The following is a 25631-nucleotide window of genomic DNA, read 5'->3' as shown; positions in this document are numbered from 1 at the left end:
GCGAGGCGTCGTCTTGTACCCTTTCCTACTCTATCTCTGCGTTGAGGTCTGCGAAGGCCTGCTGCTCGCGGCGCTCCTGTGTCTCCCTGTCGGCGTCGTCGCGTATCCGTGCTTTTAACATTCGAAGCGCGTCCGCGTCGACGGCCGCCAACTCCTCAGCGACGCCTCGAGGCTCTGTGGTCACCCGCGAAACCAGCCCCATCTGTTGTGCCGTCTCGGCGTCGAGCGTTCGGCCGGAGAGCGCGATGTCGAGCGCGTCGCCGGTCCCGACGATGTCGGGGAGCCGCGCTGTCCCGCCCCACGCACCAAAGAGGCCGAGTTTGACCCCTGTTTCGGCCAGCGTCGCATCTGGCGTCGCGACACGGATATCGCAGGCCAGCGCCAGTTCGACGCCGCCGCCCCGTGCCGCGCCATCGATACCGGCGACGACCGCCCCGTCGTAGGATTCGAGCGTCCGGGCGACCCGCTGACCCAGCGCCGCAAACGTCTCGGCGCTCTCTGAATCGAGAGCCTTGACCTCATCTAGGTCCGCGCCGGCACAGAACGCCTCGCCAGCGCCGTGGAGATACAGCACTGGCTCGGTCGCAGACTCGACTGCCGCCTCGAGGTCACGCAGCGCCGTGCTGGTGAGCGCATTGCGCTGGTCGGGTCGGTCGAGCGTCAGGGTCCGGATACCATCGCCGCTCGTGGTCTGTACCATGCCTCCTGTGACTCTGCGGTTTCCAAAGGTCTTTGCCCTTCCCGTCGCTAGACCCTCATAATGGAGGAAGTGGCGGCAGTTCGCCGAGCGGCGTTGGCGGCAGTCGACGATGTCGAGCCTGACCGGCTTCACGAGCGGATCGACACTCGCCTTGACGACGCGTCGCTGGCCCCCGGCGTCCTGACGCTCGTCAGCGCGGGCGCAACCAGCGACCCACCGGTTGATCTGGCTGATGGCGTCGCTGACCGAGCCGCTGGCGTCCAACTCATCTACGAGGGGCTCTCGCTCACCCGGCAACTGGCCCACGACGACCCCTGGGTCAACGGCGACCGCGACACAGCCGACCTGGATATCCTCATCGCCGATATCCTCGTCTCGCGTGGGTTCTACCTGCTCGCCAGGACCGAAGCCGCCGACGCCGCTGTCTCTGTCGTCCGCTCGTTCGGCCACGACCAGACAGTCCGTCAGACGACTGACGACGAGAGCCTCGACACCGCGCTCGAAACTGACATTCTGGAGCTCGCCGTGGTCGCTGGTGTCACTGCCGCCGGCATCCGACCAACCCCGACGCTCCGCGAATACGCGACCGAACTGGCCGTTGACGGCCTCCCGTCGAACGCCGACCTGCTCGGTGAGGACGTCGCCGACGCCCTTCGGGCCCGCGCGGGAACTGAACAGCCATCCGGCGACGGGACCGAGGCCGCCGCCGACCACTGAGACTAATCGACACACCGGCCCTGAATCGAAACGACTTTAGACAATTGCCGGATACACACTGTTGCGTGCCTGGGTAGCTTAGCGGTAAAGCGCGTCCTTGGTAAGGACGAGACCCCGGATTCAAATTCCGGCCTAGGCTCTTCTCGGAAGCAACCTGCAAGTGGCGCGTCTCGTCGCGCCACGTCACGTGTCGATGTGAGAGACTGCTCCGGGATTTGAATATTTGGTTCAAATTCCAGCCTATGCTTTCTGCGACGAACGAGTTTCGCGGAGTCCCATCTCTGCGCAATCCCGCCGCGTGTGTCCCGCTGAGGCCTTCTACAAGTGAACCAACCGCGCAGGCTCCTATTGGTTCGTAAGTGGATGGTGTTGCTAGTGGCAGTTGCAATCCCGACGGTTGACCGACTGGGGACATTTGAGGCCGCCAGTTCTGTTGACCCCTTGCAAAGGGATATACCGGAGTAGGCCTAACATTGCATGTGAGTGCCACGCAGGGAAAGATAGACGCGGCCTCGCAAGCTGAAGCGACCGCCGCTCCGGCGTCTGTTGCGCTGACGCTGTATTTCTACGCCCTCCGCGGCGACAAACAGTCGGACCAGTTTATCGGTTTCTGGCCCACACATCCGCGGCCTCACTTCGCACCACGAAATCAAACGGCTGCTCCAAGCGGACGCTAACTGTCCAAGTGTTGCCGTCGATTCACACCATGTATCAAACGCCGCGTAATCGCGTCCCGACCAGCCACCACCGCCATATGAGCTCAAGCTTCACACAGACCATTGCACGCATTGACCTCGACACAAGAATCCAGTACGGCATGATGCTCCTCTTCGGAGGGCTCTGTCTGGTAGCAGCCGCCTCTCCGCTTGGCACCCTCACCAAAGCTGTCGTCGTCTCCGCCCTCTTCGGATTTACGGGCGGACTCTGGGTATCGCATCTCGTACAGATTATTCAGGAGGCAGCGACGGCACAGTCTGAGGCCGACCAATGAGTGAAGATGTCGTTGAGGAACAACAGCCACAGACGTCGGGCTTCCTCAATGGCCTCGAATTTCTCACCGGTGAGGACCCAAGCGCAGGCTCGTTTCTCCTAGTCGTTGGGATGGTTACCTGCGTATTTATCGCTGGCTTCCAGTTTCTGCTGAACCCACCGATTTCGACACTTCTCACTGGGCTTGTTCTGGTCATCAGTGTCATCAGCTTCATCATGGGCGCGGTGCTGGATATGCTCGATTACTTTGAAACCCCGTAGCAGTCGCTACTTGACTACAGAGAGCCGCAGTTAGTGGCCAGGCGGTGACGTTGTGCTACCGGTTGTCGACTGCTACCGATCCGGCTCTTCTGCAAGTGCTGTCTCGCGCAACCGTTTGCACTCCTCGCTTTCGGCGGTCAATTCGGGGACGGGCGTCGGTTTCCCGTCGTCGACGGCGACGAAGGTGGCGTACGCGCTGGTCGTCTCCTCGGTTTCGCCCGTGTGTGGCTCCTCGCGGGCGACCTCGATGCGGACCCGGACGCTGGTTCGACCCGTAGCGTAGGCATAGGAGTCGATGAGGGCAGTGTCGCCGATGGGAATCGGGCGCTCGAAGTCGACGCGGGACATCTGTGCGGTCACGCAGGACTCCCTGGCGGCCCGCATGGCCGACATCGCGCCGATTTCGTCCATCCACTTCATGACGATTCCACCGTGGGCGCTCTGATAGTTGTTCGCGTGAGTCGGCTGAACGCGCTCGCGGTTGACGATGTGCGTCTCGGCGATGGTCGGCATACCTCCTCGTAGAGCCTGTTCCGGCAAAACGGTGTGGTGCGCCCGTGGCAGGACTGACAGCGACCGCACGCGCTTATACTGTCGCCGTGGCGTGCAGTCGCCAGTCACGCAGTCGAACTACCGGCTTATCCGGTGAACTGGTGGTATTCGAGGCCCTTGTGCTTCATCTCGTTGTGTTTGCGTTCGAGGAACGAGTAGACGGAGCCGTGTGGCGCGCCGTCGAGGATCATCTCAGCGGCTTCTCGCACGGCGTCGACCTGTTCCGGACCGCCGATGATGCCCAGCGTCGACCCGTAGATGACCACGGCCGCGCCGGAGAGTTCCTGCATGAGTTCCCGCGTCCGGCCGCCCTCGCCGATGAGACGACCCTTCTGGCGACGGAAGTCGTTCTTGTTGCGGGAGGCGGCCTCGATGTCGATGAGTTCGAACATCATCATGTCGTCCTCGAGGAGCGCCAGGGCGTCGTCGGGCGCGAACCCGCGGCCGATAGCCTTCACGATGTCGGGGCCTTTCAGCGCCGTCACGGGATCGCCGACGGACTCGACTTTCACCGTGCCGTCCTCGGAATCGATATCCAGTCGGACCTCTGCGCGCTCCTCGATCTCGCGCATGGTCTCACCGCCCTCGCCGATCAACACACCGATACGGTCCTGCGGAATCTTCACGTGTTGCATAAGTATACCTCTCTGTAGGAGGGTCTGCCTGTTTAAAACTTCGGCGTCTGGCGTATCCGGTACCGTGCCACATCCGTTGGCAGGTACGGACTGCATATCACCGTCGAGATGTGGCCGATCAGCCACCCAATACCGTGGTGAGGAACCAGATGAGGCCGAATATACTCCCGGCCGTACCGACTAGTTTTGTAAGCATGACGTTCCAGTCGGCGGGCTCGACGTCGCCAGAGCGGGTTGTGCTCCCGATGGCGTCCAGCTGTTCGTTGAACTTCGTGACGCCGTACGCATACCGGTACATGAGCGCCCCACCGATCGCGATGAGCGGACCCAAAAAGAGGCCGGACTGGGAGTCCTCGGACTCTCCGTCCTCGGGACCGACATTGTAACTGAAGGTTTCCGGTGTTCCTGTTTCATCACTCTGCGCCGCTGAGGCTGTGGACTGGACAGGCGACGCTGCTGACTGTTCGCTGTCTTCGAGGTCAGCCTCTCCGGTGCCAGCCTCCTCGGTGGCAGTCGGCTCCGTGTCGTGGGACCCAACCGCGATTTCGTCGAGATACGCCCGACCGTCAAGCTGGACCTGCCAGGAGGTGTTTTCTGCCTTGGTCGAGACCGTTCTGGTCATGCGTTGCTGGCGCTGCCGGTCAGTATCCCACAGCGCGACCTGTGCGGTCCCGTTTGGATACCACTGGATTTCAACCACGAAGAACCGACCGGTAGGAGCTGTGACGCGCTCGGATGTCACCACTGCGCCGCTCTCGTTCGTCGAAACGATGTCGACGCGGTCGTTATTCTCTCGACCGACATTCCGGATGGATACCGAAGCCGTGGTGTTTCCGTCAGGGCGCTCGACGACCCGAAACGCTCCGCCACGACCCACGTCGACGACGCCGGTCACAGTGCCCTGACTGGTGTTGACTGTCGTCGCGGTCAGTGTCGCGGTGTCGTTGGCACGGACGCCGAGCGAACAGTCCCCGTCTGCGCCGATACGCAGGGTTTCGCCGGTGGTCCAGTTGGTTGTCGACGTGGCTCCAAGCCCATCGAGGTAGTGGTACTCCGAGTCCGTATCCGGTGGCTCGGGGCGCTCGTCTTGCACCGAGCACGCTGGCTGTGGCGTCGCTGCCTCGGTTGTGGTGGCGTGGCTGTGTGTGGTACTCCCCGAGTGTGTCTCATCAGGTACCGCGTTGCTGAAGCCGGCGGCGACTCCGGAGACGGCAATAAGGGCGGCTATCCCGAGCAGGGCAACGAGCGGCACTATCCGTCCGGTCGTGGGGGTTGGAGGGCGTCCCATAGGTGGATGGCGGAGGTCGTGTAGCCGTGGCGGTCTCTCGTCGTTGGGCATCACTGCCCCATCGGTTATTGCTCTTCTGCTTCTATGGGACACTCACTCACGAGGAGCGCGCGGACGTGGACTCCCCCTCTGCAATCGATGGGTGAGACAAGAAATGGACGCTGTAACCGAGCAGGGCGCTGTCGACCCTGCTGTCAGCCCAGAAACTCGACACCGGTGACTTCGAACCGTGCCCCGCCCGTGTTGCTGTCGGTGGCGAGGATGTCCCAGCCGTGTGCGCCCGCGATGGTCCGGACAATCGAGAGTCCGTAGCCACTCCCGTCCTCGGCAGTGGTGAAGCCGTGGTCGAACACATCGTCCTTGATTTCTGCTTGGATTCCCGGGCCGTCGTCTTCGACGTAGAAGCCGTTCTCAAGCGGACCGACGTTGACGATAACGGCCCCATCGCCGTGCCGAATGCTGTTCTGAAAGAGGTTCTCGAACAGTTCGATGAGGCGGTCGGCGTCTGCGCTCACTGCGCCGATGTCCGCGTAGTGGAGTGTGGCTCGCTCGGTGCTTTCGCCGCTCCCTTCCCAGGCAGTGTCAACAACGGCCCGTACGTTCGTTGTCTCCGGGTCGGTAACGACGTTTCCCTGTCGCGCGACGCGGAGCAGGTCCTCGACGAGACGGGCCATCCTGTCGCTCGTCTCTTCGAGAGCATCGAGGTGTTCTTTGTCACCTGTCTCGCGGGCCAGATCGACCCGCGAAGAGATGACGCTGAGCGGACTCTTCAAATCGTGGGCGAGGATATCGGTGAACTCCTTGAGCCGGTCGTTCTGGCGTTCGAGCATCTTGTCGTACTGGTGCTTTTCCGTCGTATCCTGGCTGACTGCGACGAACCCTTCGGGGTCCCCGTCTCCGAGCGGCGAGAGCGAGAGGGTCGCCCAGAACACTGACTCATCAGCCCGCCGATGCCAGTGCTGTGTCTCGACGGGGCCGTTCGCCGCCTCCGTCAGCAGTGATTCGACGGTCGTCTCCATCTCCTCGGGGTCGGCAAACAGCATGTCGACGTGGTGGCCGACCGTCGCGTCCCGGTCGTAGCTGTACAGCGACGCTGCCGGCTCGGGCCACGTCGTGATGATGCCATCTGTGTCGAGCATGAACACTGCATGCGAGGATAGCCCCTCGATGAGGCGCTCAGACACCGAGCTGTCACTGTGTGCTGTCTGCTGGTCCGAACTGCTGTCTGCTGGGTCGGTGTCCATCAGCCACACCTACTCGGGCCAGGCCAGTGCCGGCCCACACGGCACGAGAAACACTGTGACAGATCACTCATGCTGAGATATATTCAATCTAACAACTTACACACTGTGGTTTTCACGATCAAAACGAGTTGTGAGGAAGCGGGTAACAACGCCGGAGTGGTGTGGTTTGTCTGCCGGAACTCAGTGCCATAGGTGAGAATGGCTACAATTCACATGTCTACGTAGCGACAAGGCTCCTCCTCGCAAAACTCATCAGCGAACAGAACGCTGGTGGTTACTCGTCCTCATGACGGTCGGCTGGCGTCCCCTGCGGGACGGCGTCGTCGTCGCTGCCCGGCGCGGTGTCGGTCTTGTCTTTCGGCGTCGCGTACTCTCGGACGTACGCGAGCAATTCCTCCGGCGTGGCGTCGACGCCCTGTCTGGCGAAGAAGTTCGCGACGTTGCGGCAGTCCCGTTCCAGAAAGTCGTCGGCGTTGGGATGGTGGATGGTGACCGCTTGCCCGAGGTCGATGATGTACAACTGCCCTTCATGGAAGACGATGTTGTACTCAGAGAGGTCCCCGTGGACGAGGCCGGCGTCGTACAGCCGGCGGGTGTACTCTTTGACGACCTCGTAGGCCGTCTCGGGGTTCTCTATGTGGACCTCGCTGAGACGTTTGCTACGGCCTTCCTCGGTTCCGAGATACTCCATCACGAGGACGTTCCGCTCGACGGCGATGGGCTCCGGCGTCCGGACCCCGGCCCGGCGGGCGCGCTTGAGGTTCGACGACTCTTTCCGGACCCACGCGGTAACGACCTTCTTTTTGTCAGAGCCGATTCCCTCGAAGCGGGGGTCGCCGTCGAGATAGCTCCGCATATCCTTGAAATCGGAGGCGTTGATGCGGTACACCTTGACAGCGACCTCTGTCTCGCCCGACAGCGCCGTGTAGACGTTGGCCTCTTTCCCGGTCGATATCGGCCCGCCGAAGGCGTCGATATGGCCGTCCTGCACGAGCTTGTACAGCGCGCCGTAGGTGGCATCGTCGAAGACGCTGGCCTCGACTTTGAACTGGTCGGCGTCCTTGATGCGCTCGCGGAACTCGCTGAACTCGCGGTCCCGCTTGCGGGCGATGCGGTCGGCTTCCGTGTCGGAGACGTCGACCTCTTCCCACTCGTCACCGGGGGAGTCAACATCGTCCGTGTCGAGCAGGCCGAACTGCCCCTCTGTCACGCTTGCGCCTCCGTCGAGCGCGCGGCCAGATACATAATCGGGCTACTCCTGGATGTGGCCCTCCTCACGCAGTTGGTCGGCGTCCTGTTTCTCGTAGCGCCACGTGATGTCGGCTTTCTCGTCCTGCCAGTCCCATGGTTCGACGAGGACCACGTCGTCCTCGCGTATCCAGATGCGCTTTTGCATCTTGCCCGGAATCCGGGCTGTGCGCTCGACGCCGTCCATACAGCGTACCTTGACGCGGTTCGCGCCAAGCATGTCCATGACGACGGCGAACACCTCGTCCTCTTCCGGCATCCGCAGGTTCTTTCTGCTGTCGTTGTCGCTCATAGACGGTACTTCGACGGGGAGAGGTTTAAGGTTTGGAAAAGTTGGACCGTGAACCCGGTCCGTGGCCCCCGTCACGGTGTGGGACAGACGCTGGGGCCGTACGGAAAAACGCGGTCGCCGCGTCAGTCAGCGCCGAGGCAGCCGACCCACGAGCAGTCGGTGCAGGTCTCGATGCCTTTCGCCGTCGTCGTCTCACCGCAGCAGCGCGGACAGACGGACCCGACTTCCGGCGACTGGACGGACTTACTCATCGGTGATGATGTCCGCCGACAGACCCTGTGCCATCTCGATGTCCTTGGAGTTGTTCAGCGTCCAGGCGGTGCGCTCGGTGACGGCCTCGATAACCTCGCGGCCGCTCGGGAGGCCGTTGCCGGACTTCTTGACGCCGCCGAAGGGCAGGTGGACCTCCGCGCCGATGCACGGGAGATTGCCGTAGGCGAGGCCGATTTCGGCCTCGTCGCGGAACTGGTTGATCTGGCGGTAGTCCTCGGAGATGATAGCGCCGGCGAGGCCGTAGTCGACGCTGTTGTGCATCTCCAGCGCCTCGTCGAAGTCACCGGAGTACTCAAGCAGCGCGACGTGGGGACCGAACACTTCCTCGTTGATGCAACGCAGGTCCTCGTCGTAGTCGATCTCGTAGACGAACGGGCCGACCCAGTGGCCCTCTTCGTGGCCCTCGGGGATCTCCTCAGCACCGAGGTCGGCACGGTCGACGAGCACGTTTGCGCCCTCCTCACGGGCGAGGTCGTTGTAGCGCTTGAACTTCTCGACCTGATCGTCCTCGATGAGCGGCCCCATGAAGGTGTCTTCCTCCAGCGGGTCGCCGACGGCGATGTCTTCGGCAACGTCGACAAAGCGTTTCTTGAATTCGTCGTACACGTCCTCGTGGACGATGAGACGCTCCGAAGAGACACAGCGCTGGCCGGTCGTCTTGAAACTCGACATCACGGCCGAGTGGACGGCGATGTCGAGATCGGCTTCCTCGGTGACGATGACAGCGTTCTTCCCACCCATCTCGCAGGCGGCGATCTTGCCGGGCTCGCCGCCGACCTTGGAGGCGATCTTGTGGCCGACTTCGGCGCTCCCGGTGAAGAGGACCGTCTCGACGCGGTCGTCCTCGACGATGGCGTTGCCGGCGTCGCCGTAGCCCTGCACGAGGTTGAAGACGCCGTCCGGGATGCCCGAGTCCTCGAACATCTCGGCGATGATGTGGGCACACCACGGGGTCTGTTCGGCGGGCTTCCAGACGACCGTGTTGCCCTCGACCAGCGTCACTGCGAGGTGCCAGAACGGGATCGCGACCGGGAAGTTCCACGGGGTGATACAGCCGACGACGCCCTTCGGCTTGCGCCGCATATAGGCGTCCTTGCTGGCGATTTCCGACGGGACCACGTCGCCGTGGGGGTGGCGAGCGTTGCCGGCGGCCCACTCAACCATGTGCCAGGACTCGGTGACGTCGGCCAGCCCTTCGCTGATCTCCTTGCCACACTCCATGGTGACGATTTCGCCGAGTTCCTCGTGGCGGTCACGCAGCTCGTGGTAGATGTCCCAGAGGTATTCCGCGCGGTCGATGTGCGAGAGCGAGCGCCACTCGTCGTAGGCGTCCTCTGCTGCGGCCAGTGCGCGGTCGACATCGGCTTCTGTTCCGCGGTGGAACGAAGCGAGCGCCTCGCCCGTGGCCGGGTTCTGGCTTGTGAACGTTTCGTCGCCGGTGCCTGTCGTCCATTCACCGTCGATGTAGTGTCGTCGTGAGTCGTCTGTACTCATGGTAGGTACTGTACGCGTCCCCCACCAATATGTTCCACCGTCCATGGTCAGGGGGCCGGCAATAACCTGAGATATCCTCTACAACCCGACATTATCTACCATGGTCGGTGTTCCCCTTATGAACCGCACCTTTATTTGCGTCCATATCGTGACTACCCTTAGCACCCCTTCATACGGAGGGCGTCAAATATGAGTGAAGCACAAGTAGAACACGGGGGACTCCAGCTTACCCTGAGCATCTGGCATCCTGACTGCTGGACGCTCGAAGTGACCGACAAGACGGCGGCTGGTTTGCTGGCTCACGGCGTGTACAACACACAGAACGGCAGCGTGAAGGGTCTGTTCACCGCCTACGCAGACAGTATTAGCGACGTCGAGGACCTCATCGACGCGACTCGTGATTCGTCGCTGACCGACTCCGTGCTGGAGTTGCGCGAGCGCCACGGCGCGACTGGCACAGGCTCGTCGCCGGGCAACACGACCCGGGAGCTGTTCGTCGAGTACGATCCGGACAACACCATCAGCGACAGCCTGCTCTCGCGCGGGTTCATCCACAACGATCCGGTTCGGGTCCGGCACGGTCGCGAGCACTGGCCGGTGTTTTTCCCGGACTCCCGCGACGAAGCCGAGTCGCTCCTCGACGAGATCCGCGAGGAGCAGTCGGCCGACATCGAAGTCACGCGAATCACGTCCGCCGGTGGCGGCAATCCGAAGCAACTCCGGCGGATGGACCGGCTTTCGGATAGCCAGCGCGAAGCGTTCGAACTTGCCCGGCAGGAGGACTACTACGCGTGGCCGCGTGGTATCTCGACGCGCGAACTCGCCTCGAAACTCGGCGTTTCGAAGACGACGCTGCTCGAACACCTTCGGAAAGCAGAAGCGAAACTCCTCGACCCGGACCAGTAGTTCAACTCAGAACGGCCCGGACGGCGAACAGCGCGTTTTCCTTGCGCTCACGGACGCGCCGATAGAAGTAGGAGAACCACTTGTCGCCGTAGGGAATGTACTGCCACATCGGGACGCCTTCGGCGGCGAGGTCGCGCTGTTCGTCGTCGCGGACCCCCATCAGCATCTGCACTTCGTAGTCGGTGCCGTACTCGTCGTGGAGCTCCTTCGCGTGGTCTATCATCGCCGGGTCGTGGCTGCCGACGGCGACGCCACCTTCGAACTCCTCGAACATCAGTTCGAGACAGTCCCGATAGGCCTCATTGACACGCTCTTTCTTCTTGTAGGAGACCTCTTTGGGCTCGGAGTAGGCACCTTTGACAAGTCTGACTTTCCCGGGGAGGGGCGCGAGCCGTTCGAGGTCCTCGGGCGTCCGTTTGAGGTTTGCCTGCGTACAGACGCCGACGCCGCCCTCGTGTTCCGTAACGAGCCGCTCGTACGCGTCGAGGGTCACGTCGGTCGTGGTGTAGTCCTCCATATCGACCCAGACGAAGACATCGTGGTTGTCACCCACCGCGACGATGCGTTCGAGGTTCTCGACGAACACGTCGTCGCCGACGTCGAGGCCGATCTGTGAGGGCTTGACTGAGATACAGCAGTCGAGCCCGCTCTTGTCGATCTCCTCTATCAACTCGATGTACTGGTCTGCGTCCTCGTCGGCTGGCTGGCGCTCGTCGTAGTGTTCGCCAAGCAGATTTAGGATACCCTTGACATCGTCGTCGTTGAGCGAAGCGACGTGGTCGAGCGCTCCCGGCGCTGTCTCCCCGGCGACGAAGTTGTTCGCTATCGGCGGAATCATTATCGAAACTACGCCACTATATGGGCCTAAACGCACCCCCTACCAAAAAAATCATTCTTCGAGGGGTGAAATCAAGCGAGCGTGAAACTGCCGAGCGTATCGTCGTCGGTCCGGTAAAACGTGTGTTCGCCCGTGATGTGCGCTGTGCCAGAAACGACCGGGCTGGTCACGGTGATACCGTTGTCGACGCTGGTGTCGCTGATGTACCCCTCGAACGCTGACCCGACCGGGCCAGTCACTTCGACACGCTCGCCGACGGCGAGGTCGCCGTCGACGTGATGGAGCGTCAACCGCGCACACGTGCCTGTTCCGCAGGGGGAGCGGTCGACGGAGCCGTCGGCAAACACCACACAGCTCCGGTCGCCGTCGCCGCTGGCGGTGAGCTCGACTGCAGAGACGGTCGCCGGCGCTCCGGTGACCGGGTCCTCGGGTGCGGCATCGTTGACTGCTCGCCGGAGGTCCAGTGCGGGGTCGATACACTGCGTGGCGTCCTCGCTGTCGAGCGTGACGCCGAGACTGTCAGCGTCGACGACGGCAAAGTAGTTGCCGGCATAGACGATACGAGCCTCGACCGGGACGCCGTCCTGTTCGACGGGAACCGTCTCACAGACGTAACTGTCGACGTTTTCGAACGCAACGCGGCGGACGACGCCATCAGCTATCTCGACTGTTACGTCGACCAGTCCGGCGGGAGTTTCGACGGTCAGTTCGGGCGACTCGGGAAGTTCGCCCCGTTCGACGAGTGCGGTCACGACGCCGATGAGGCCGTGGCCGCACATATCCAGATAGCCATCAGTGTCCATGAAGAACACCCCAAGGTCGGCCCGGTCGGTTGGCACCGGGACCGCCCCGAACATGTCCGCGTGGCCACGGGGCTCCTGCATGAGGAGTTGCCGGACGCCGTCAGCCGTGGCTTTGAACCGGTCGCGTCTCTCCCGGACGGTCGCTCCGGTGAGCGTGTCGGCTTCGATACCGTTGAGGACGATGCGCGTCGGTTCCCCGCCCGTATGCGTGTCTACCGTGGTAAACTCCGTTTGTTCCATAGCCGTAGCGATACTCTATACGGCAAACGCGTTCCAGAAGTATTAATTCACGGCTTCTCGTATGCTGTCCAGAACGTGGTGCCTACCATGGACGGTGACAGGGTTATACAGGGACTTACGAAAAAGGATATCAGTATACCATGAACGACCATGACACGCGTTCGATTGACAGGCGAAGCGTAATCAAAGCCGCTGCGAGTGCCGGACTCGTCGGTCTCGCCGGCTGTTCCGGTGGTGCTCCCGACGAAGGTGACGGTGGTGACGGCGGTGACGGGGACGGCGAATCGACGGATGCCTCGACGGACTCCGGATCCGAAACCTACACCATCGGGATGGTTGACAGCCTCTCCGGTTCACTGTCGGCGTTCGGTCAGCGGAACCAGCGCGGCAAGGAAATCGCGCTTGACGATATCAACTCCGTCGGTGTCAGTGGCGGCGAACTGGCGATCTCACAGCAGGACGACCAGAGTACGAGTCAGGGTGGAGTCAGTGCAGCCCAGACACTCGTCAATCAGGAAGAGGTTCCGCTGCTCATCGGTACTGTCGGGAGCGGCGTCAGCACGGCTATCCACGAAAGCGTCGTCCAGAACACGGACGTCGTCCAGATCAGTCAGAACAGCACCAGCCCGAACCTGACGAACTTCCCGGACCTGCTCCGGATGCCGCCGGCCGGCAAGGCACAGGCGGAGGCAATTTCGTCGCTCCTCAACGAGGACGGCAACGAGTCCGCCGCGCTGGCCTGGATCAACAACGATTACGGCCAGTCCGTCGGTGAGGCTTTCATCGAGGCCTACGACGGGGAGATCGTCTACAACGAACCCCACGACCAGGGCCAGTCCTCCTACAGCAGCACCATCTCATCGATGTCTGACACCGACGCTGACGCGTGGGTGTTCATCACCTACCAGCCGGAGTTCGCGACGATGTCCCAGGAAGCGTTCGACCTGGGTGTCACTGACCAAGCCGCTTGGTACGGCGGTGACAGCGTCAAGGGCCCGAAAGTCCTCGAATCTGCTCCCGAGGGCAGTCTCGATGGAATGAAGGCCGTGGTTCCGAGCGTTCCGCAGGACGCCGAGAACTACCAGGCGTTCGTCTCGGAGTTCGAAGAGCGCTTCGGCGAAGAACCCACGTCGTGGTCGGCCTACGCCTACGACGCTGTGGTCGTCAGCGCGCTCGCTATCGAAGCCGCCGACGAATTCACCGGCTCGGCGCTCATGGAAGTCGTCCGGGACGTGACCCGTCCCGAGGGTGAGGAAGCGACTACCTACGAGGAAGCGCACGAAATTCTGGCAAACGGTGGCTCGCCGTCGGACGTGGACTACACCGGCGTGAGCGGCCCCATCGACCTCGACGAGAACGGTGACCCCGTTGGGTTGCTGCAGGTGTTCGAAGTCGTAGACCACGCGTACGAACCCGCCGGCTTCATCGAGGGCTAACGCAGCCACAACCCTTTCCCCATTTTTACCAATGGCGCAGATATTACAGTACCTGGCAAACGGGCTCGTTTTCAGTAGTATCATTATCCTCGGGAGTATCGGGCTCTCGCTGGTCTACAGCATCGCCGACTTCGCGAACTTCGCACACGGCGATACGATGACGCTTGGTGCCTACGGAGCGTTCGTCGCGTTCGGCGTGTTCGGCGGTCTCGGCGGCACTGTTCTCGGTCTCCCGATCGGGTTCTTTCTGGCCCTTGCGGTCGGGATGGCGCTCGCAGCGATCGTCGCCGTCCTCACTCATATTCTCGTGTACAAGCCCCTCGATACGGACTCGATCGGGCTGCTCATCACGAGCATCGGTGTGGCGTTCGTCTACCGCGCGGTGCTACAGGCGTCCTTCGGGACGGACTTTCTACAGTACGACATCCGCCGCAGCGGTCCGATTCCGCTGCTGCTGGACACGCTCGATGTCGCAGTGACACAGCGGGACGTGGCGATCATCGTCAGCGCGGCGGTCCTCGTCGCCGGCCTGCATCTCCTGCTCCAGCGGACGACGCTTGGTCGGAAGATGCGCGCGACGGCTGACAACCCCGACCTCGCACGCGTGAGCGGTATCCGAACCGACCGCGTCATTCTCGTCATGTGGGTCGTCGGAAGTGCGCTGGCCGCCGCTGGCGGCGTCTTCCTCGCGCTGTACAGCCAGCTCGACCCGCGCATCGGCTTCAACATTCTGCTGGTCGTGTTCGCCGCGGTCATCCTCGGCGGCATCGGCTCGGTGTACGGGGCGATGCTCGGTGGCCTACTCATCGGGATGCTCCACGAACTGACGCCGCTGCTCAGTGATGTCGGCCTTCCGATCAGCAACGCCTACGCGCCGGCTGTCGCGTTCGTCATCATGGTCGCGGTCCTGCTTGTCAGGCCCCGCGGCATCGCAGGTGATATGACATGAGCACGCTCGATGTCGGTGCGTACTCGCCCCGCGAAAAGGGCGTCGTGGGACTGCTCGGCGCGCTTGGCGCACTCCTGCTCATTGCGGTCGTCACCGGCTTCCTCGCCCCGGCGTACCTGCTGTATCTCGTCGGGCTGTCGGCGATGTACATGCTCCTCTCGATGGGGCTGAACGTCCAGTGGGGGTACGGTGGCATGATCAACTTCAGCGTCGCGGCGTTCTTCGGCCTCGGCGCGTACGGGACCGCGTTGCTGACGGCGTCCGGCTCGCCGATCTCCGGCGGCGTCAGTCCCGTCATCGCACTGTTCGGCGGTCTCGCCCTCGCTGCGGTGCTCGCGGTCATCATCGGCTACCCGACGCTGAAGCTCCGCGACGACTACCTCGCAATCGCGTCGCTGGGTCTTGCAGAGGTCGTCCGTATCTTCATCCTCAACGAATCGCAGTGGACGGCGGGCAGCGCCGGCTTGACCGGCATCCCGCTGTTTTTCTCCGACTGGCCCGTGCTCGGCGACCTGACCTACCCGTACGTCTTCTACGCGGGCGGGACGCCGGTGTTCAACATGAGCCAATCGGTCGTCACCAGCTTCCTGAACGTCGTCCTCGTCACGGTCATCGTCGCGGCCGTCTATCTGTTCCTCCGGCGGATTCACCAGTCGCCGTGGGGCCGCGTCCTGCGGACGATCCGGACCGACGAGGACCTCGCGGAGACGCTTGGCAAAAACACGTTCGCGTTCAAGATGCAGGCGTTCGTCATCGGGAGCCTCATCATGGCGCTCGCGGGCGTGTTCTACTCACACCTCGTGCTGTTCGTCAGCCCGCAGGACCTCCAGCCGATCACGACGTTCTACGTCTGGGTCGCCGTCATCCTCGGCGGCACTGGCAGCGACCGCGGCGCGATGCTGGGCGGGTTCACCATCGTCGCCATCCAGCAGGGAACCCGGTTCATGACCGACACCGGCGCGCTACCCATCGGTGCCGCACCGCTTCGACTCATGCTGGTCGGCCTACTTATCATCTTCATCGTCAGGCTCCGCCCGGAGGGGATTCTCCCGCCGGAGCGCGAACTTATCTGGCCCGACTCGCTGGGGGGCGGTCGCGATGAGTGAGCAGTCGCTCGTCTCCGACGGCCCCGTTCTCGGGAAGACCGACCCGGTACTTCGGGCTGAGGGACTGGAGAAACGCTTCGGCGGCCTCGTGGCGACGGACGACGCGTCCATCGAGGTCGAACGCGGCACGATTACGGGCCTCATCGGCCCGAACGGAGCCGGCAAATCGACGCTGTTCAACCTCGTCTCGGGCTTCTACGAGCCCGATGCGGGCTCTGTCTCAGTCAACGGCGTCAACGTGACCGGCCAGAAGCCCCACGAGATCGCCGATCAGGGGATGATCCGGACGTTCCAGACGCCGCGCAAACCGGAGGGGATGACCGTCCGGGAGGCGCTGCTTGTGGGGCCACACAACCAGACCGGGGAATCGATAATCCCGTTGTTCACATCGCCAAGTACCGTCGAACAGGAGGAACGGCGCTCGCTGGAACAGGCCCAGCAGATGCTCGAACGGTTCGAGATCGGTGATCTGGCCACCCAGCCTGCGACGGATCTTTCGGGCGGACAGATGAAACTGGTCGAACTGGCCCGCGGAATGATGGCCGAACCCGATCTGCTGCTCCTCGACGAGCCTGTCGCCGGTGTCAACCCCGTGCTAGCCGACAAACTCGCCGGGTTCATCGAGGAACTCAACGAGGAGGGGATCACCTTCCTCATCATCGAACACGACATGAACTTCATCATGCGGCTGGCCGACCCCATTATCGTCCTCAATCAGGGGAGTGTCCTCGTCGAGGGGCCGCCCGAGGCGGTCCGGAGCGACGAGCGTGTCATCGATGCCTATCTGGGAGGGCCGTCGGAATGACCGACCCCATCCTCACCGTCGACGGCGTCGACAGCGGCTACGGTGAAGTGCAGGTGCTTGATGACCTCTCGCTAACGCTCGGCGAGGGGGAGATCGCCTGCCTCGTCGGTCCGAACGGGGCCGGCAAGTCCACCGTCCTCAAGACGGTGTTCGGCATGCTGGAGCCATGGACCGGATCGGTCCGGCTTGGCGACCGCGAAATCGGCGGGATGGCCCCCGAAGACATCGTCCGTATCGGCGTCGGCTACGTCCCACAGACCGAGAACGTGTTCGGCTCGCTGACCATCGACGAGAACCTCCGGATGGGCGGAGTCGCTCGTGACGGCGGCCTCGACGAGGTCGTGGCCGAACTGTACGACCGGTTCCCGATCCTCGACGACAAGCGTACTGCGAACGCCAAGACGCTCTCGGGCGGCCAGCGGCAGGTGCTGGCCTTCGCCCGCGCGCTCGTGATGGAGCCCGACGTGTTGCTCATCGACGAGCCAAGTGCCGGGCTGGCTCCCAACACGGCCAAGGAAGTGTTCGACGACGTAGAGACGGTCAACGAACTGGGCACGTCCATCCTGATGGTCGAGCAGAACGCCCGCGAGGGACTGGGCATCTCAGACCGTGGGTTCGTCCTCGACCAGGGGACGGTCAAGTTCGAGGGCGAGGCCGACTCGCTGCTCGACGACCCCGAGGTGTCTCGGCTGTATCTCGGCGGCGAATCGCGCCGCTGAGGCCACGTTTCGCTGTTTTCCTCGCACTCGGCGCGGAGCCACAGCGACGATTTCCCGGGTGTTGCACTCGAAAGGACAAGGCAACACAGAAAAGCCCCCCTTGCATACCGCCTGTCAATGACTGTGACGCTGCCGACGGAAGCCGATGACTGGGCTGCGGCGTGGCGCGACCGGATCAACGAGCGGGCCGCGTTCGCTGACAGCGCCGACGGCTTCACTGCTGCGTTCTGTTTCGAAATCCGTGCTGACGACGCCTACTCCGGCGAACCGATACAGTTCTCCGTCGTCATCGAAGACGGCGTCTGTACCGCCGCTGGGACGGTCGCGGACCCCGACTACGACTTCGCGTTCCGTGGCCCCTACAGCCAGTGGGTCACGATGCTGCAGGGCGATCTGGACATCTCCGCCGCCGCGATGGACGGAACCTTTGACGTCGAAGGCGACACGATGCGGCTGCTTCGCCGGCAGGACACCATCGCCGAGATGGTCGCGGCGGCACAGAACGTCGACACCGAGTTCGAGCACTGACCGACGGGCTTTTGTCTGCCCGCTTGGCCTACACGGGTATGCTCGACAAACTCGGTGCGGTTGGTATCGGCGGCATCGTCGTGTTGCTCGCCGGCATCGGTCTGGTCGCGTGGAAGGCACCTATCGTCGCCGTCGGTATCGCTCTGGTCGTCGGCGGTCTCGGACTGGTCGTCTACGGGCTCGTCACGAGCCTGCTCGGCGCGTTCGGCCTCGGTGGCGGCATGGGCGGGATGGGTGGCGGCGGCATGGGCGGTGGCGGCATGGGTGGCGACGGGATGCCCTGAGACGAGGACAACTAACAGGCGGTGTCCGCATCGATATCGAATTCGAACCGTGCACCGCCGTGATCTCCTGCTGTGGCACGTACTGTCCAGCCGTGGGCTTCGGCGATCGTCCTGACGATGTAGAGGCCGAACCCGGTCCCGTCAGCCGCCTGTGACGCGCCCGGTTCGAACACCCACTCCCGTTCGTCGGGGTCGATCCCCCGTCCGTCGTCTTCGACAGCGAAACCGTCAGCCGTCGGCACGACACGAACTGTGATGTCGGCAGTGCTCGCTTCGCGCTCCTCGCCAGATACGCGCTTGCCGCCTCCAAGGGCGTGTGTGATAGCGTTGACAAAGATGTTCTCGAACAGTCGGAGCAGGCGTTTCGGATCAGCCTCGACCAGTATCGACGGCGGCGGTTCCAGCACTGCGTTGTCGGTTTCGACGTGGGTCCACGCCGTCGTCGCCACGTCGGCGATATCGACCGCCTGCTCGTCGGTTGCCAGTGCCCCCTCCCTGGTCGCGGTCCGCATATCGTCAATAATCGCTTCTAACCGCCGGAGCCCGTCTCTGGCGGCGTCGATACGCTCGGCTGACAGCTCTTGGGCGGCGAGTTCGAGGTGGCCGCTGGTGACGGCAAGCGGCGTCCGGAGGTCGTGGGCCAAGAGGTCGGCGAACTCGGTGAGCCGCTCGTTCTGTCGCTGGAGATGCCACTCGCGCTCGCGCCGGTCAGTGATGTCGCGGCCGACACCGCTGAACCCCTGAACTGTACCGTCGTCCCCTGTGAGAAGTCGACCACTGAGTTCGAAGGTCACCACTCCCTCGGTCGTCTCAGCCCGCGCTTCGACGGTTGTTTGACCCGACTCGAACACCTCCTCGATGGCTGCTTCAACGGCCGGACGGTCGTCAGCGACGAAGAACTCGGTCGGGTCCGAACCCGACAGTTCACTGTCCGTCCGGCCAAACAGTTCGTTCAGCCGAGCGTTCCAGTAGGACAGCCGGCCATCCGCGTCATAGATGTAGAAGACATCGTCGAGAATCTCGACCGCGGCCGCCAGAACACGACACTGGTCTTCCATGCAAGACAGACGCACCCAAAGGACATAACTACGCAGTACAGGTAGCGCGCTATCGGAGCAGTGTCACACCGGCGATGGGGTCGGCTAGCTACTGTCAGCCGACAATCCGGACAGCACTTAGTTCTCGCTTGTCGGCCGGTCCGCCCGATGTTCGCTGATGATCTGGTCGACCATCTCCGCGTTCTGCTCCTTCCGGCGGTCGGCGGCCCGCTCCTCCCAGTCCTCGATTGCCGCCTCGATTTCGCCTTCACGGGCGACGGCCAGTTCGTCCACTTCCTGCACAGTGACCATCTCCGCTGGCGCGACGGGGATCTCGTTGTCGAACAGCACCTGATCGGCGATGTCAGAGAGGTTCCCGTTCCGGAGCACGACTTTCGGGTCGATATCCGCCAGTTGCTGGGCGGTCGACCGGCCCGCGCCCGAGGCGTCCCGGAACATGACGATGTCGTCCTCCACGAGGCCAAACCGCTCGTCGGCGTCGGCGATGGCGTCCTTGGTGAACTGTTCGACCACCTTGACCGGGGTCAGCCCCTCCTGCTTCTCCGAGACATCGGCGAAGTTCGAGTGATCGAGCTTCCACAGCGCCTTCAGCCGGTCGAGCTTGTCGGCCAGCGCCTCGCGTTTCTCCTCTTCCTCCTCAACCTTCCGTTCGAGGGCCTCGTTGCGTCGCTGGAGCCGCGTCACCTCGCGGTCTTTTCTGACCTCGCGCCGGCCCTCGCTACGAGCCTTCTCCAGCTGTTTATCCTTCTCCGAGAGCTGGTCGTCCTTGCGCTTGATCGTCTCTTTGAGGTCGTCGACGTGTGATTCGAGCCGTTCGATGCGGGCGTTCAGCCGTTTGATCTCCTTCTCGTCGTCAGTGAGTTCCCGCGGCTCGTGCGCGGTGGTGTCCTCGTCCTCACTATCGTCGTCTTCGAGGTCCCGTAACACTGTCTCGACGCTCTCCTCGCCAGCGACGACCCGGTCGATGACTGGCCCCACGTCGTACTGTGGTGGGACCTTGCCCGCGACGCGCTCGAACTGGTCGGCGTGGTTGTCGAAGGCGTAGAGGGCGGCGGCCATCGCGTCCCGCTCGTGGTCGTTGTCGTAGGCCTCCTCCCGGGTCCGGTGTTTCTTTTCGTCGACCGGGAGGTCGGTGTCGGGCTCCCAGCCCGCGGCGCTAAAGGAGCGTCGGAGCTTCTCGACCGTTTCGGGCATCGGCGTCACGTCAGCGGCGACGATGACCGGTCGCCCGCGCTCGATGATCCACTCTGTCGTCGCGGCGGCGTCGTCGGTCCGCGAGGAGTACACGTCCAGCACAGTGCCGTCGAGGGAGACGATGGCGACGGCCGTCGTCGTTCCAGGGTCGACGCCGACGACGACGTGGTCGCGCCGCTTTGCCAGTGGCTTGAACTCGATGCCGTCCCGCCGCTGGCGCTCGATTTCGACGCGCGTGTCGCCCGACCGGGCTCTCGATACCGGGATATCCTGTGGCCGGGCCGAAACTTGGAACACGGCGTTGGAGAACCCGCCGTACTTCTCGGTCACGTCCCGTTCGTACTCAAGACCGGCAGCGTCCAGTTCGGACTCGATTTCACGCGCTCGCTTCCGGACTGCGCCGTGGATGCGCCGGGTGTACCGGTCCTCTGACCACCCGCCTTTGCCGGTCGAGCGGCCCCGCGAGACCTTCACCTCCGTCGTGTCGGTGAAGGCGGACACCTCCTGCCCGACGTTGGCAGCGGCCAGCCTGGCCGCGGCTTCGGCCTCTTCCATCGGGTCCTTGCCGTAGGGGACGCCGTGACGTTTGGCGACCCTGGAGAGCGGTTCGGGCCGCTCGTCGCCGGTCACCTGCACCAGTTTCGTTTCGTCGGGGAGGGACCCGAGGACGTGGATCAGGGCGTCCTTGTCCTCGGCGAGTTCGTACATATTGTCCGTCGCGACGATGGCCGGCTCCTCGTTCTCGATGCGCCGGCGGAGCTTCCGCCACGAGACCACGTCTCGCTCGACTGATTCCCCGTCGAAGACCACCAGTGCGTACGACGGTGCGTCACCGCGCACGTCGCCGCTCTGGATGTCGACACCGAAGACGACTGCGTCGAGCGCTGCCGTGCGGTTCACGAACCATGGTAGGCGACGGTCGACTATAAATCCGTTCCGGGCTCGAACCCGATTTCCGATCCGGTTTCCGATAGCCAACCGCAACGTCTCTTAGCTGGGCGGGTCAATCGCAAGACATGACCGCACAGCGATACCGCGATAGCCGCATCCCGGAGGCTGGTCGGCATGCCCTCTGAGAAAGAGAAGATGCTCGCTGGCGAGCGCTACGACGCGAGCGATCCGGAACTCGTCGCCGCCCGTGAGCGTGCGAACGAACTTACCCGGGAGTACAACCGGACCGACCCGTCGGAGGCCGACACCAGACAGGCGCTCATCGCGGACCTGTTCGGCTCGGTCGGCCCGGACTGCCACGTCGAACCGCCCTTCCGGTGTGACTACGGCGACAACATCCACGTCGGCGAGGGGTTCTACGCGAACTTCGACTGCGTCGTGTTGGACGTCTGCCGGGTCGATATCGGAGATGATTGCCTGCTCGGGCCGGGCGTCCACATCTACACCGCGACGCACCCGCTTGACCCGGATGAACGACGTAGCGGCGTCGAGTACGGGAAGCCGGTGACTATCGGTGACAATGTCTGGATCGGCGGTCAGGCGGTCATCAACCCTGGCGTCACTGTCGGTGACGACGCCGTCATCGGGTCTGGTGCGGTCGTCACCGACGACGTTCCCGCTGGGGTCGTCGTTCAGGGGAACCCCGCATCGGTCGTCCGTGAAATCGAGGACTGACGGCCCCGGACAGCAGCCACAGCCGAACGGGCGTGACTCGTCGCGGGGTTCTTCGCGCTGTGGCACGTACTGCCCCCATGGAGACGAAAACGGAACACAGCGTTCAGACGGTCGAAACACGGGACGAACTCGACGACGTACTGGCGACAGCCGACCGCGTGCTGGTGATGGTCCGAACGACTGGCTGTACTATCTGCAAGTCGATGGAGCCGATACTCGATATCGCTGCGAAGGCCACTGACGCCACAGTGGTCGTGTTCAATCCGAAACACGACCTCGATGCTGTCGAGGCGTTCGATGTCCGGAGTGTCCCGACGCTCCTGCTGTTTGCCGACGGGGACCTGATTCACCGCCGTGCCGACGGGTTCGTCCCGGCGGAGGAACTTATCGAGTTCGTCGAGCGCGGGTCGGAATCGGACGTGTGAACTGGGTTGTAGTGTCACACTGAGGCAACACTTTTGTCCGTAGTTGTCGAAGCGGTCCGACGATGGCCCTCCAAATCGGCTCCGCCCTCGAAGAGGCGGGGTACCGGCTGTTCAGTCGTACCGGCGGGATACTACTCGCAGCGTTTTTAGCCCTGATAGTTAGCTTGCAGGCACTGCTAAACACTATTCTGGCGACAACCGTCACCAGAATGGGGTACGGCGAGGTTACCGCAGCCATGCCGCTCACCTTCGACATCCCGCTTACTGTCGCTGGTGCCGGTATCGCTGTCAGCTCCGTGATCTCACTGTATCTCACTATCGTGTCCTTCCGAACGTTTGTCGCTGGGGCACGCACCAGCTTCCCGGAGGGTGCGTTCACGCGGAACGTGCCACTCGCGATGGTGAACGTGCTAGTTGGCGGACTCGTCTACGGGCTACTGGTGTTCATCGGATCGATCTTGCTCATTATTCCCGGCATCTTCGCGTACGTCGTGTTCATCTTCATGGCACCGTACATCATCGCCGAAGACCGGAACTTCATCGCGGCGCTCAAAGCGAGCTACCGGCTCACCGAGGGCGACCGGATAGCGCTGTTTGGACTGCTGTTCATCGTCGTTGTTGCTGCGGGGCTCTTCGGCGGAGTTATCGGACTCCTCAGCCCATTGGTGCTTTCGGGACCGGCCTCGCAGTTACCGACTGTCGTCCTCCAACCGCTGCTGTCGCTGTACAGCACTGCGGTTATCGCAGTCGCGTTTGAGCAACTCCGCGAGAGTGATGGGCGGCCACCGTCGGCCCTGAGCGAGGACGACACAACGATGACGGCTCTCTAACCGCTGTCGTCTCCATTCGGGACGATACGGTTATTTGTCGGACCGTGACTGTCTTACCCGTCCAGTTTCCTATCGGGAGCAATGCGACGGCATCGGGTTGGAACGAGCCTGTACGCTGGCGTGCTGTTCGTCGTCCTCGGGATACTCGCGTGGGTGACCGGCCAACCGTTCATCTTCCCGAGTCTCGGCCCGTCTGCGTTCATGCTCGCGTTTCAGCGGGACCGCGACCGGACGGGACTGGTCCGCGTCGTCGTGAGCCATCTCATCGGCGGTCTCGCGGGGCTTGTCGCGTACGTCCTGCTCGCAACAGGCGTCTCGCTGGTCGCGGACCCGGCGGCGTTCTCGATGGCCGGGCTCCGCCTCGTCGCGAGTGCGACGCTCTCGCTCGTCGTGACGAGTTGGGGGATGATTGCGACCGATACGGTGCACGCGCCGGCCTGTGCGACGACGCTCATCGTCTCGCTAGGGCTGCTCTCGACCCCGCTGCAGGTCGCAGTCATCATCGTCGGCGTCGGCGTCCTCGTCGCGTTTCACGCGCTCGTGCTATCCGCGTACCACCGAGCGACTGATTCGTCCCGGCCAGGGCTGGTCGATGGCTGATGCGGTCGACAGGTGGGGTCGCCGCGCTCACTCCTCGGATAACTGGACGGTCAGCACTGGGACCGGCGATTCGCGGACGACCGTCTCTGCGACGCTGCCGATGAGATAATGGTCCAGTCCGGTCCGGCCGTGGGTTCCCATCACGACGAGGTCCGCCGGAACGTCCGTGACCGCGTCGACGATCTCCGTCTTCGGGACGCCCTCTCGCCGCGTGGTCTCGACTGAAACGCTGTCGGGTAGCTCGGCGACGGTCGCTTCGATGGCCGCCTCGGCGCGGTCGCGCTCTGCTTCGACCCACGCGTCAGCTGAGAGCCCACTCGACGGGCTCTCAAACCGGTTTCGGGTATCGACGACCGAGAACACGTGGACCGTCGCGTCGAACCGGTCTGCAATTTTCCCGGCATGTCTCGCGGCCGTACCGATACCGTCGCTGCCATCGGTCGGGAGGAGAATCGTGTCGTACATCGGTTCAGACACCACCCGCCGCCATCAGAAACAGCGCGGCGGAGACGATTGCGAACAGCCCGCCGACGAACTTCTTGATGGTCCCGGTATCCAGTGCGGTCGAGACGTACGGTGCGATCTGGCCGCCGGTGACGGTCGCAGGCACGGTCCAGACGACCATGTTCCACGGCGTCGACGCGAGATCGATAGAGTGTGCGCCCGGGACGAGGCCGCCCCCGAAGACGTGGACTAGCGAGGCCAGAACCGCCGTCAGCGCCACGACGATGTGGTTCGTACCGATGGCAACTCGGACCGGAACCTCGGTTCGGAGCATCGAGATAATACCCAGTTCGCCGACGCCGAAGCCGGCCAGTCCCTGGAAGGCACCCCCGATGCTGTAGTTCGCGAAGCGTTCGAGATAGCCGCTGCGCGTGTAGCCGTAGTCGTTGCCGTCGCGGTCGACGCGCGTCACGGTACCGTTGTCGGCCGTTTCGACGCCGGCCGGCCCGAGTTTGTTGGCGTCGTCGGGGAGCGTCGCGTCGCCACCGTCAGCCGACACCTCGGGGTCACTGTCGCCCGCCTCGCCTGGTTCCTCGTGGCCGAGGTCAGCCTTGAAAAGCAGGTATGACGCGGCCAACAGGGCGATACCGAGCAACGCGTGAAACACCGGCTCCGGGATGACAAACGACAGTAGCGCGCCGGCAACGACGAAGGGCACGCTCCCGAGGACGAGGCTCAGTGCGAGCCGTCGGTCGACGAGCCCGTACTGGATGAACGCGAGTGCTGAACTTGAGAGACCGAACGATTCGCTGATGAGTCCGACCTTCACCAGTGTCTCCGGTGTCAGCGTCTCCCCGGCGAGTAACGGGAAAATGAAGATGAGAAACGGGACGAACAGCGCCGACCCGCTGATACCGACCGTGTTGACGATGGTAGCACCCGTAACGAAGGCGATACAGAGCCACCAGTACTCGAACCAGTAGCCGGTGCCCGCGTCAGCGGGCGTCGGTGCGGCGGTGTACACACCGACGACGAACAGCAGCGGTGCCAGAAACACAAAAACGTGCTGGTACTTGAGAAACCCCTTCTGGAGTCGACTGGACGGTGACGACGTGGTCATTGACGCGTGAAGCCAGCATTGTGAAC

Annotated in this window: 30 protein-coding genes and 1 tRNA gene; 16 read left to right on the top strand and 15 right to left on the bottom strand. The window is 63.2% G+C overall.

What is annotated here, in order from left to right:
* Positions 1-25: 25 nt before the first annotated feature.
* Entirely contained in the window at positions 26-700 is a 675-nt protein-coding gene (locus IEY38_RS03705; protein WP_188975423.1) for an enoyl-CoA hydratase/isomerase family protein, read from the bottom strand.
* A 60-nt stretch (positions 701-760) separates the two neighbouring features.
* Between IEY38_RS03705 and IEY38_RS03700 the strand changes: the two genes are divergently transcribed.
* The 4 genes from IEY38_RS03700 to IEY38_RS03685 all read left to right on the top strand — a co-directional run bounded on the left by IEY38_RS03700 (position 761) and on the right by IEY38_RS03685 (position 2668).
* Positions 761-1417 carry a DUF7114 family protein gene (locus IEY38_RS03700; protein WP_188975421.1) on the top strand — a complete coding sequence of 219 codons (657 nt, stop codon included), beginning with the start codon at positions 761-763 and terminating at the stop codon, positions 1415-1417.
* 67 nt (positions 1418-1484) lie between these two features.
* Positions 1485-1556 (top strand) — tRNA-Thr (locus tag IEY38_RS03695).
* A gap of 615 nt (positions 1557-2171) precedes the next feature.
* Positions 2172-2408: a hypothetical protein gene (locus IEY38_RS03690; RefSeq protein ID WP_188975419.1), complete on the top strand. Its 237-nt coding sequence runs from the start codon at positions 2172-2174 to the stop codon at positions 2406-2408.
* Positions 2405-2668 carry a hypothetical protein gene (locus IEY38_RS03685; protein ID WP_004959237.1) on the top strand — a complete coding sequence of 88 codons (264 nt, stop codon included), beginning with the start codon at positions 2405-2407 and terminating at the stop codon, positions 2666-2668. Before IEY38_RS03690 ends, IEY38_RS03685 begins: the two co-directional genes overlap by 4 nt.
* Positions 2669-2740: 72 nt before the next feature.
* Here IEY38_RS03685 and IEY38_RS03680 read toward each other — a convergent pair whose 3' ends face one another.
* The 8 genes from IEY38_RS03680 to IEY38_RS03650 form a co-directional block, all read right to left on the bottom strand.
* Entirely contained in the window at positions 2741-3181 is a 441-nt protein-coding gene (locus tag IEY38_RS03680) for an acyl-CoA thioesterase (protein ID WP_170096791.1), read from the bottom strand.
* Positions 3182-3306: 125 nt separating this feature from the next.
* Positions 3307-3855 carry a KH domain-containing protein gene (locus tag IEY38_RS03675; protein ID WP_004590591.1) on the bottom strand — a complete coding sequence of 183 codons (549 nt, stop codon included), beginning with the start codon at positions 3853-3855 and terminating at the stop codon, positions 3307-3309.
* A gap of 118 nt (positions 3856-3973) precedes the next feature.
* A complete protein-coding gene (locus IEY38_RS03670) occupies positions 3974-5107 on the bottom strand; it encodes a hypothetical protein (protein WP_188975417.1) in 1134 nt (377 codons plus the stop codon).
* Between the two features lie 230 nt (positions 5108-5337).
* Entirely contained in the window at positions 5338-6387 is a 1050-nt protein-coding gene (locus IEY38_RS03665) for a PAS domain-containing sensor histidine kinase (RefSeq protein ID WP_188975415.1), read from the bottom strand.
* Positions 6388-6661: 274 nt separating this feature from the next.
* Complete coding sequence (gene rio1, locus IEY38_RS03660) at positions 6662-7597, bottom strand: serine/threonine-protein kinase Rio1 (protein WP_188975413.1); 936 nt, start codon at positions 7595-7597, stop codon at positions 6662-6664.
* Positions 7598-7639: 42 nt separating this feature from the next.
* Positions 7640-7927, bottom strand: coding sequence for a translation initiation factor eIF-1A (gene eif1A, locus IEY38_RS03655; protein WP_004516096.1), 288 nt, complete (start codon positions 7925-7927; stop codon positions 7640-7642).
* A 122-nt stretch (positions 7928-8049) separates the two neighbouring features.
* On the bottom strand, positions 8050-8178 hold the full coding sequence (locus IEY38_RS21605) for a hypothetical protein (protein WP_268238734.1): 129 nt from the start codon (positions 8176-8178) through the stop codon (positions 8050-8052).
* Positions 8171-9694 carry an aldehyde dehydrogenase family protein gene (locus IEY38_RS03650; protein ID WP_188975410.1) on the bottom strand — a complete coding sequence of 508 codons (1524 nt, stop codon included), beginning with the start codon at positions 9692-9694 and terminating at the stop codon, positions 8171-8173. Before IEY38_RS03650 ends, IEY38_RS21605 begins: the two co-directional genes overlap by 8 nt.
* A gap of 189 nt (positions 9695-9883) precedes the next feature.
* On the opposite strand from IEY38_RS03650, the gene IEY38_RS03645 reads away from it, so the two are divergent.
* Positions 9884-10600 (top strand): helix-turn-helix domain-containing protein, encoded by a 717-nt coding sequence (locus tag IEY38_RS03645; protein WP_170096795.1) that lies wholly within the window; start codon positions 9884-9886, stop codon positions 10598-10600.
* Between the two features lies 1 nt (position 10601).
* Here the strand turns inward: IEY38_RS03645 and IEY38_RS03640 are convergent, their stop codons facing one another.
* Together IEY38_RS03640 and IEY38_RS03635 are read right to left on the bottom strand one after the other, a co-directional pair.
* Positions 10602-11438 carry a proline dehydrogenase family protein gene (locus IEY38_RS03640; RefSeq protein WP_188975408.1) on the bottom strand — a complete coding sequence of 279 codons (837 nt, stop codon included), beginning with the start codon at positions 11436-11438 and terminating at the stop codon, positions 10602-10604.
* Positions 11439-11509: 71 nt separating this feature from the next.
* On the bottom strand, positions 11510-12481 hold the full coding sequence (locus tag IEY38_RS03635; RefSeq protein WP_188975406.1) for a proline racemase family protein: 972 nt from the start codon (positions 12479-12481) through the stop codon (positions 11510-11512).
* Between the two features lie 140 nt (positions 12482-12621).
* On the opposite strand from IEY38_RS03635, the gene IEY38_RS03630 reads away from it, so the two are divergent.
* The 7 genes from IEY38_RS03630 to IEY38_RS03600 all read left to right on the top strand — a co-directional run bounded on the left by IEY38_RS03630 (position 12622) and on the right by IEY38_RS03600 (position 18308).
* Entirely contained in the window at positions 12622-13917 is a 1296-nt protein-coding gene (locus IEY38_RS03630) for an ABC transporter substrate-binding protein (protein WP_188975404.1), read from the top strand.
* Between the two features lie 31 nt (positions 13918-13948).
* Positions 13949-14866, top strand: coding sequence for a branched-chain amino acid ABC transporter permease (locus IEY38_RS03625; protein ID WP_005537086.1), 918 nt, complete (start codon positions 13949-13951; stop codon positions 14864-14866).
* Positions 14863-15972 carry a branched-chain amino acid ABC transporter permease gene (locus IEY38_RS03620; protein ID WP_005537088.1) on the top strand — a complete coding sequence of 370 codons (1110 nt, stop codon included), beginning with the start codon at positions 14863-14865 and terminating at the stop codon, positions 15970-15972. The genes IEY38_RS03625 and IEY38_RS03620 overlap by 4 nt, the downstream gene beginning before the upstream one ends.
* On the top strand, positions 15965-16777 hold the full coding sequence (locus IEY38_RS03615; RefSeq protein WP_005537089.1) for an ABC transporter ATP-binding protein: 813 nt from the start codon (positions 15965-15967) through the stop codon (positions 16775-16777). The genes IEY38_RS03620 and IEY38_RS03615 overlap by 8 nt, the downstream gene beginning before the upstream one ends.
* Positions 16774-17496 carry an ABC transporter ATP-binding protein gene (locus IEY38_RS03610; protein ID WP_008307449.1) on the top strand — a complete coding sequence of 241 codons (723 nt, stop codon included), beginning with the start codon at positions 16774-16776 and terminating at the stop codon, positions 17494-17496. The genes IEY38_RS03615 and IEY38_RS03610 overlap by 4 nt, the downstream gene beginning before the upstream one ends.
* A gap of 117 nt (positions 17497-17613) precedes the next feature.
* Positions 17614-18024 (top strand): SCP2 sterol-binding domain-containing protein, encoded by a 411-nt coding sequence (locus tag IEY38_RS03605; protein WP_188975402.1) that lies wholly within the window; start codon positions 17614-17616, stop codon positions 18022-18024.
* A 38-nt stretch (positions 18025-18062) separates the two neighbouring features.
* On the top strand, positions 18063-18308 hold the full coding sequence (locus tag IEY38_RS03600) for a DUF7470 family protein (protein WP_004590621.1): 246 nt from the start codon (positions 18063-18065) through the stop codon (positions 18306-18308).
* A gap of 11 nt (positions 18309-18319) precedes the next feature.
* Here the strand turns inward: IEY38_RS03600 and IEY38_RS03595 are convergent, their stop codons facing one another.
* Complete coding sequence (locus IEY38_RS03595) at positions 18320-19366, bottom strand: PAS domain-containing sensor histidine kinase (RefSeq protein WP_188975401.1); 1047 nt, start codon at positions 19364-19366, stop codon at positions 18320-18322.
* Positions 19367-19483: 117 nt separating this feature from the next.
* Complete coding sequence (locus IEY38_RS03590; RefSeq protein WP_188975399.1) at positions 19484-21460, bottom strand: DUF460 domain-containing protein; 1977 nt, start codon at positions 21458-21460, stop codon at positions 19484-19486.
* Between the two features lie 165 nt (positions 21461-21625).
* Between IEY38_RS03590 and IEY38_RS03585 the strand changes: the two genes are divergently transcribed.
* From IEY38_RS03585 to IEY38_RS03570, 4 genes are all read left to right on the top strand, one after another.
* A complete protein-coding gene (locus tag IEY38_RS03585) occupies positions 21626-22186 on the top strand; it encodes a sugar O-acetyltransferase (RefSeq protein WP_188975397.1) in 561 nt (186 codons plus the stop codon).
* Positions 22187-22263: 77 nt separating this feature from the next.
* Entirely contained in the window at positions 22264-22611 is a 348-nt protein-coding gene (locus IEY38_RS03580) for a thioredoxin family protein (RefSeq protein ID WP_188975395.1), read from the top strand.
* A gap of 62 nt (positions 22612-22673) precedes the next feature.
* On the top strand, positions 22674-23441 hold the full coding sequence (locus tag IEY38_RS03575; RefSeq protein WP_188975393.1) for a hypothetical protein: 768 nt from the start codon (positions 22674-22676) through the stop codon (positions 23439-23441).
* An 81-nt stretch (positions 23442-23522) separates the two neighbouring features.
* A complete protein-coding gene (locus IEY38_RS03570) occupies positions 23523-24041 on the top strand; it encodes an HPP family protein (protein ID WP_188975391.1) in 519 nt (172 codons plus the stop codon).
* A 27-nt stretch (positions 24042-24068) separates the two neighbouring features.
* On the opposite strand, the gene IEY38_RS03565 is transcribed toward IEY38_RS03570, so the two are convergent.
* Together IEY38_RS03565 and IEY38_RS03560 are read right to left on the bottom strand one after the other, a co-directional pair.
* Positions 24069-24506, bottom strand: coding sequence for a universal stress protein (locus IEY38_RS03565; protein WP_188975389.1), 438 nt, complete (start codon positions 24504-24506; stop codon positions 24069-24071).
* A 4-nt stretch (positions 24507-24510) separates the two neighbouring features.
* Positions 24511-25605 (bottom strand): sulfite exporter TauE/SafE family protein, encoded by a 1095-nt coding sequence (locus tag IEY38_RS03560; protein ID WP_188975387.1) that lies wholly within the window; start codon positions 25603-25605, stop codon positions 24511-24513.
* Between the last annotated feature and the right edge of the window lie 26 nt (positions 25606-25631).

Source organism: Haloarcula sebkhae (genome assembly GCF_014647415.1).
In the GTDB taxonomy this organism is placed as follows: domain Archaea; phylum Halobacteriota; class Halobacteria; order Halobacteriales; family Haloarculaceae; genus Haloarcula; species Haloarcula sebkhae.
The sequence above is the reverse complement of the archived record's forward strand: the minus strand, read 5'-3'. Positions and strand labels throughout refer to the sequence as shown.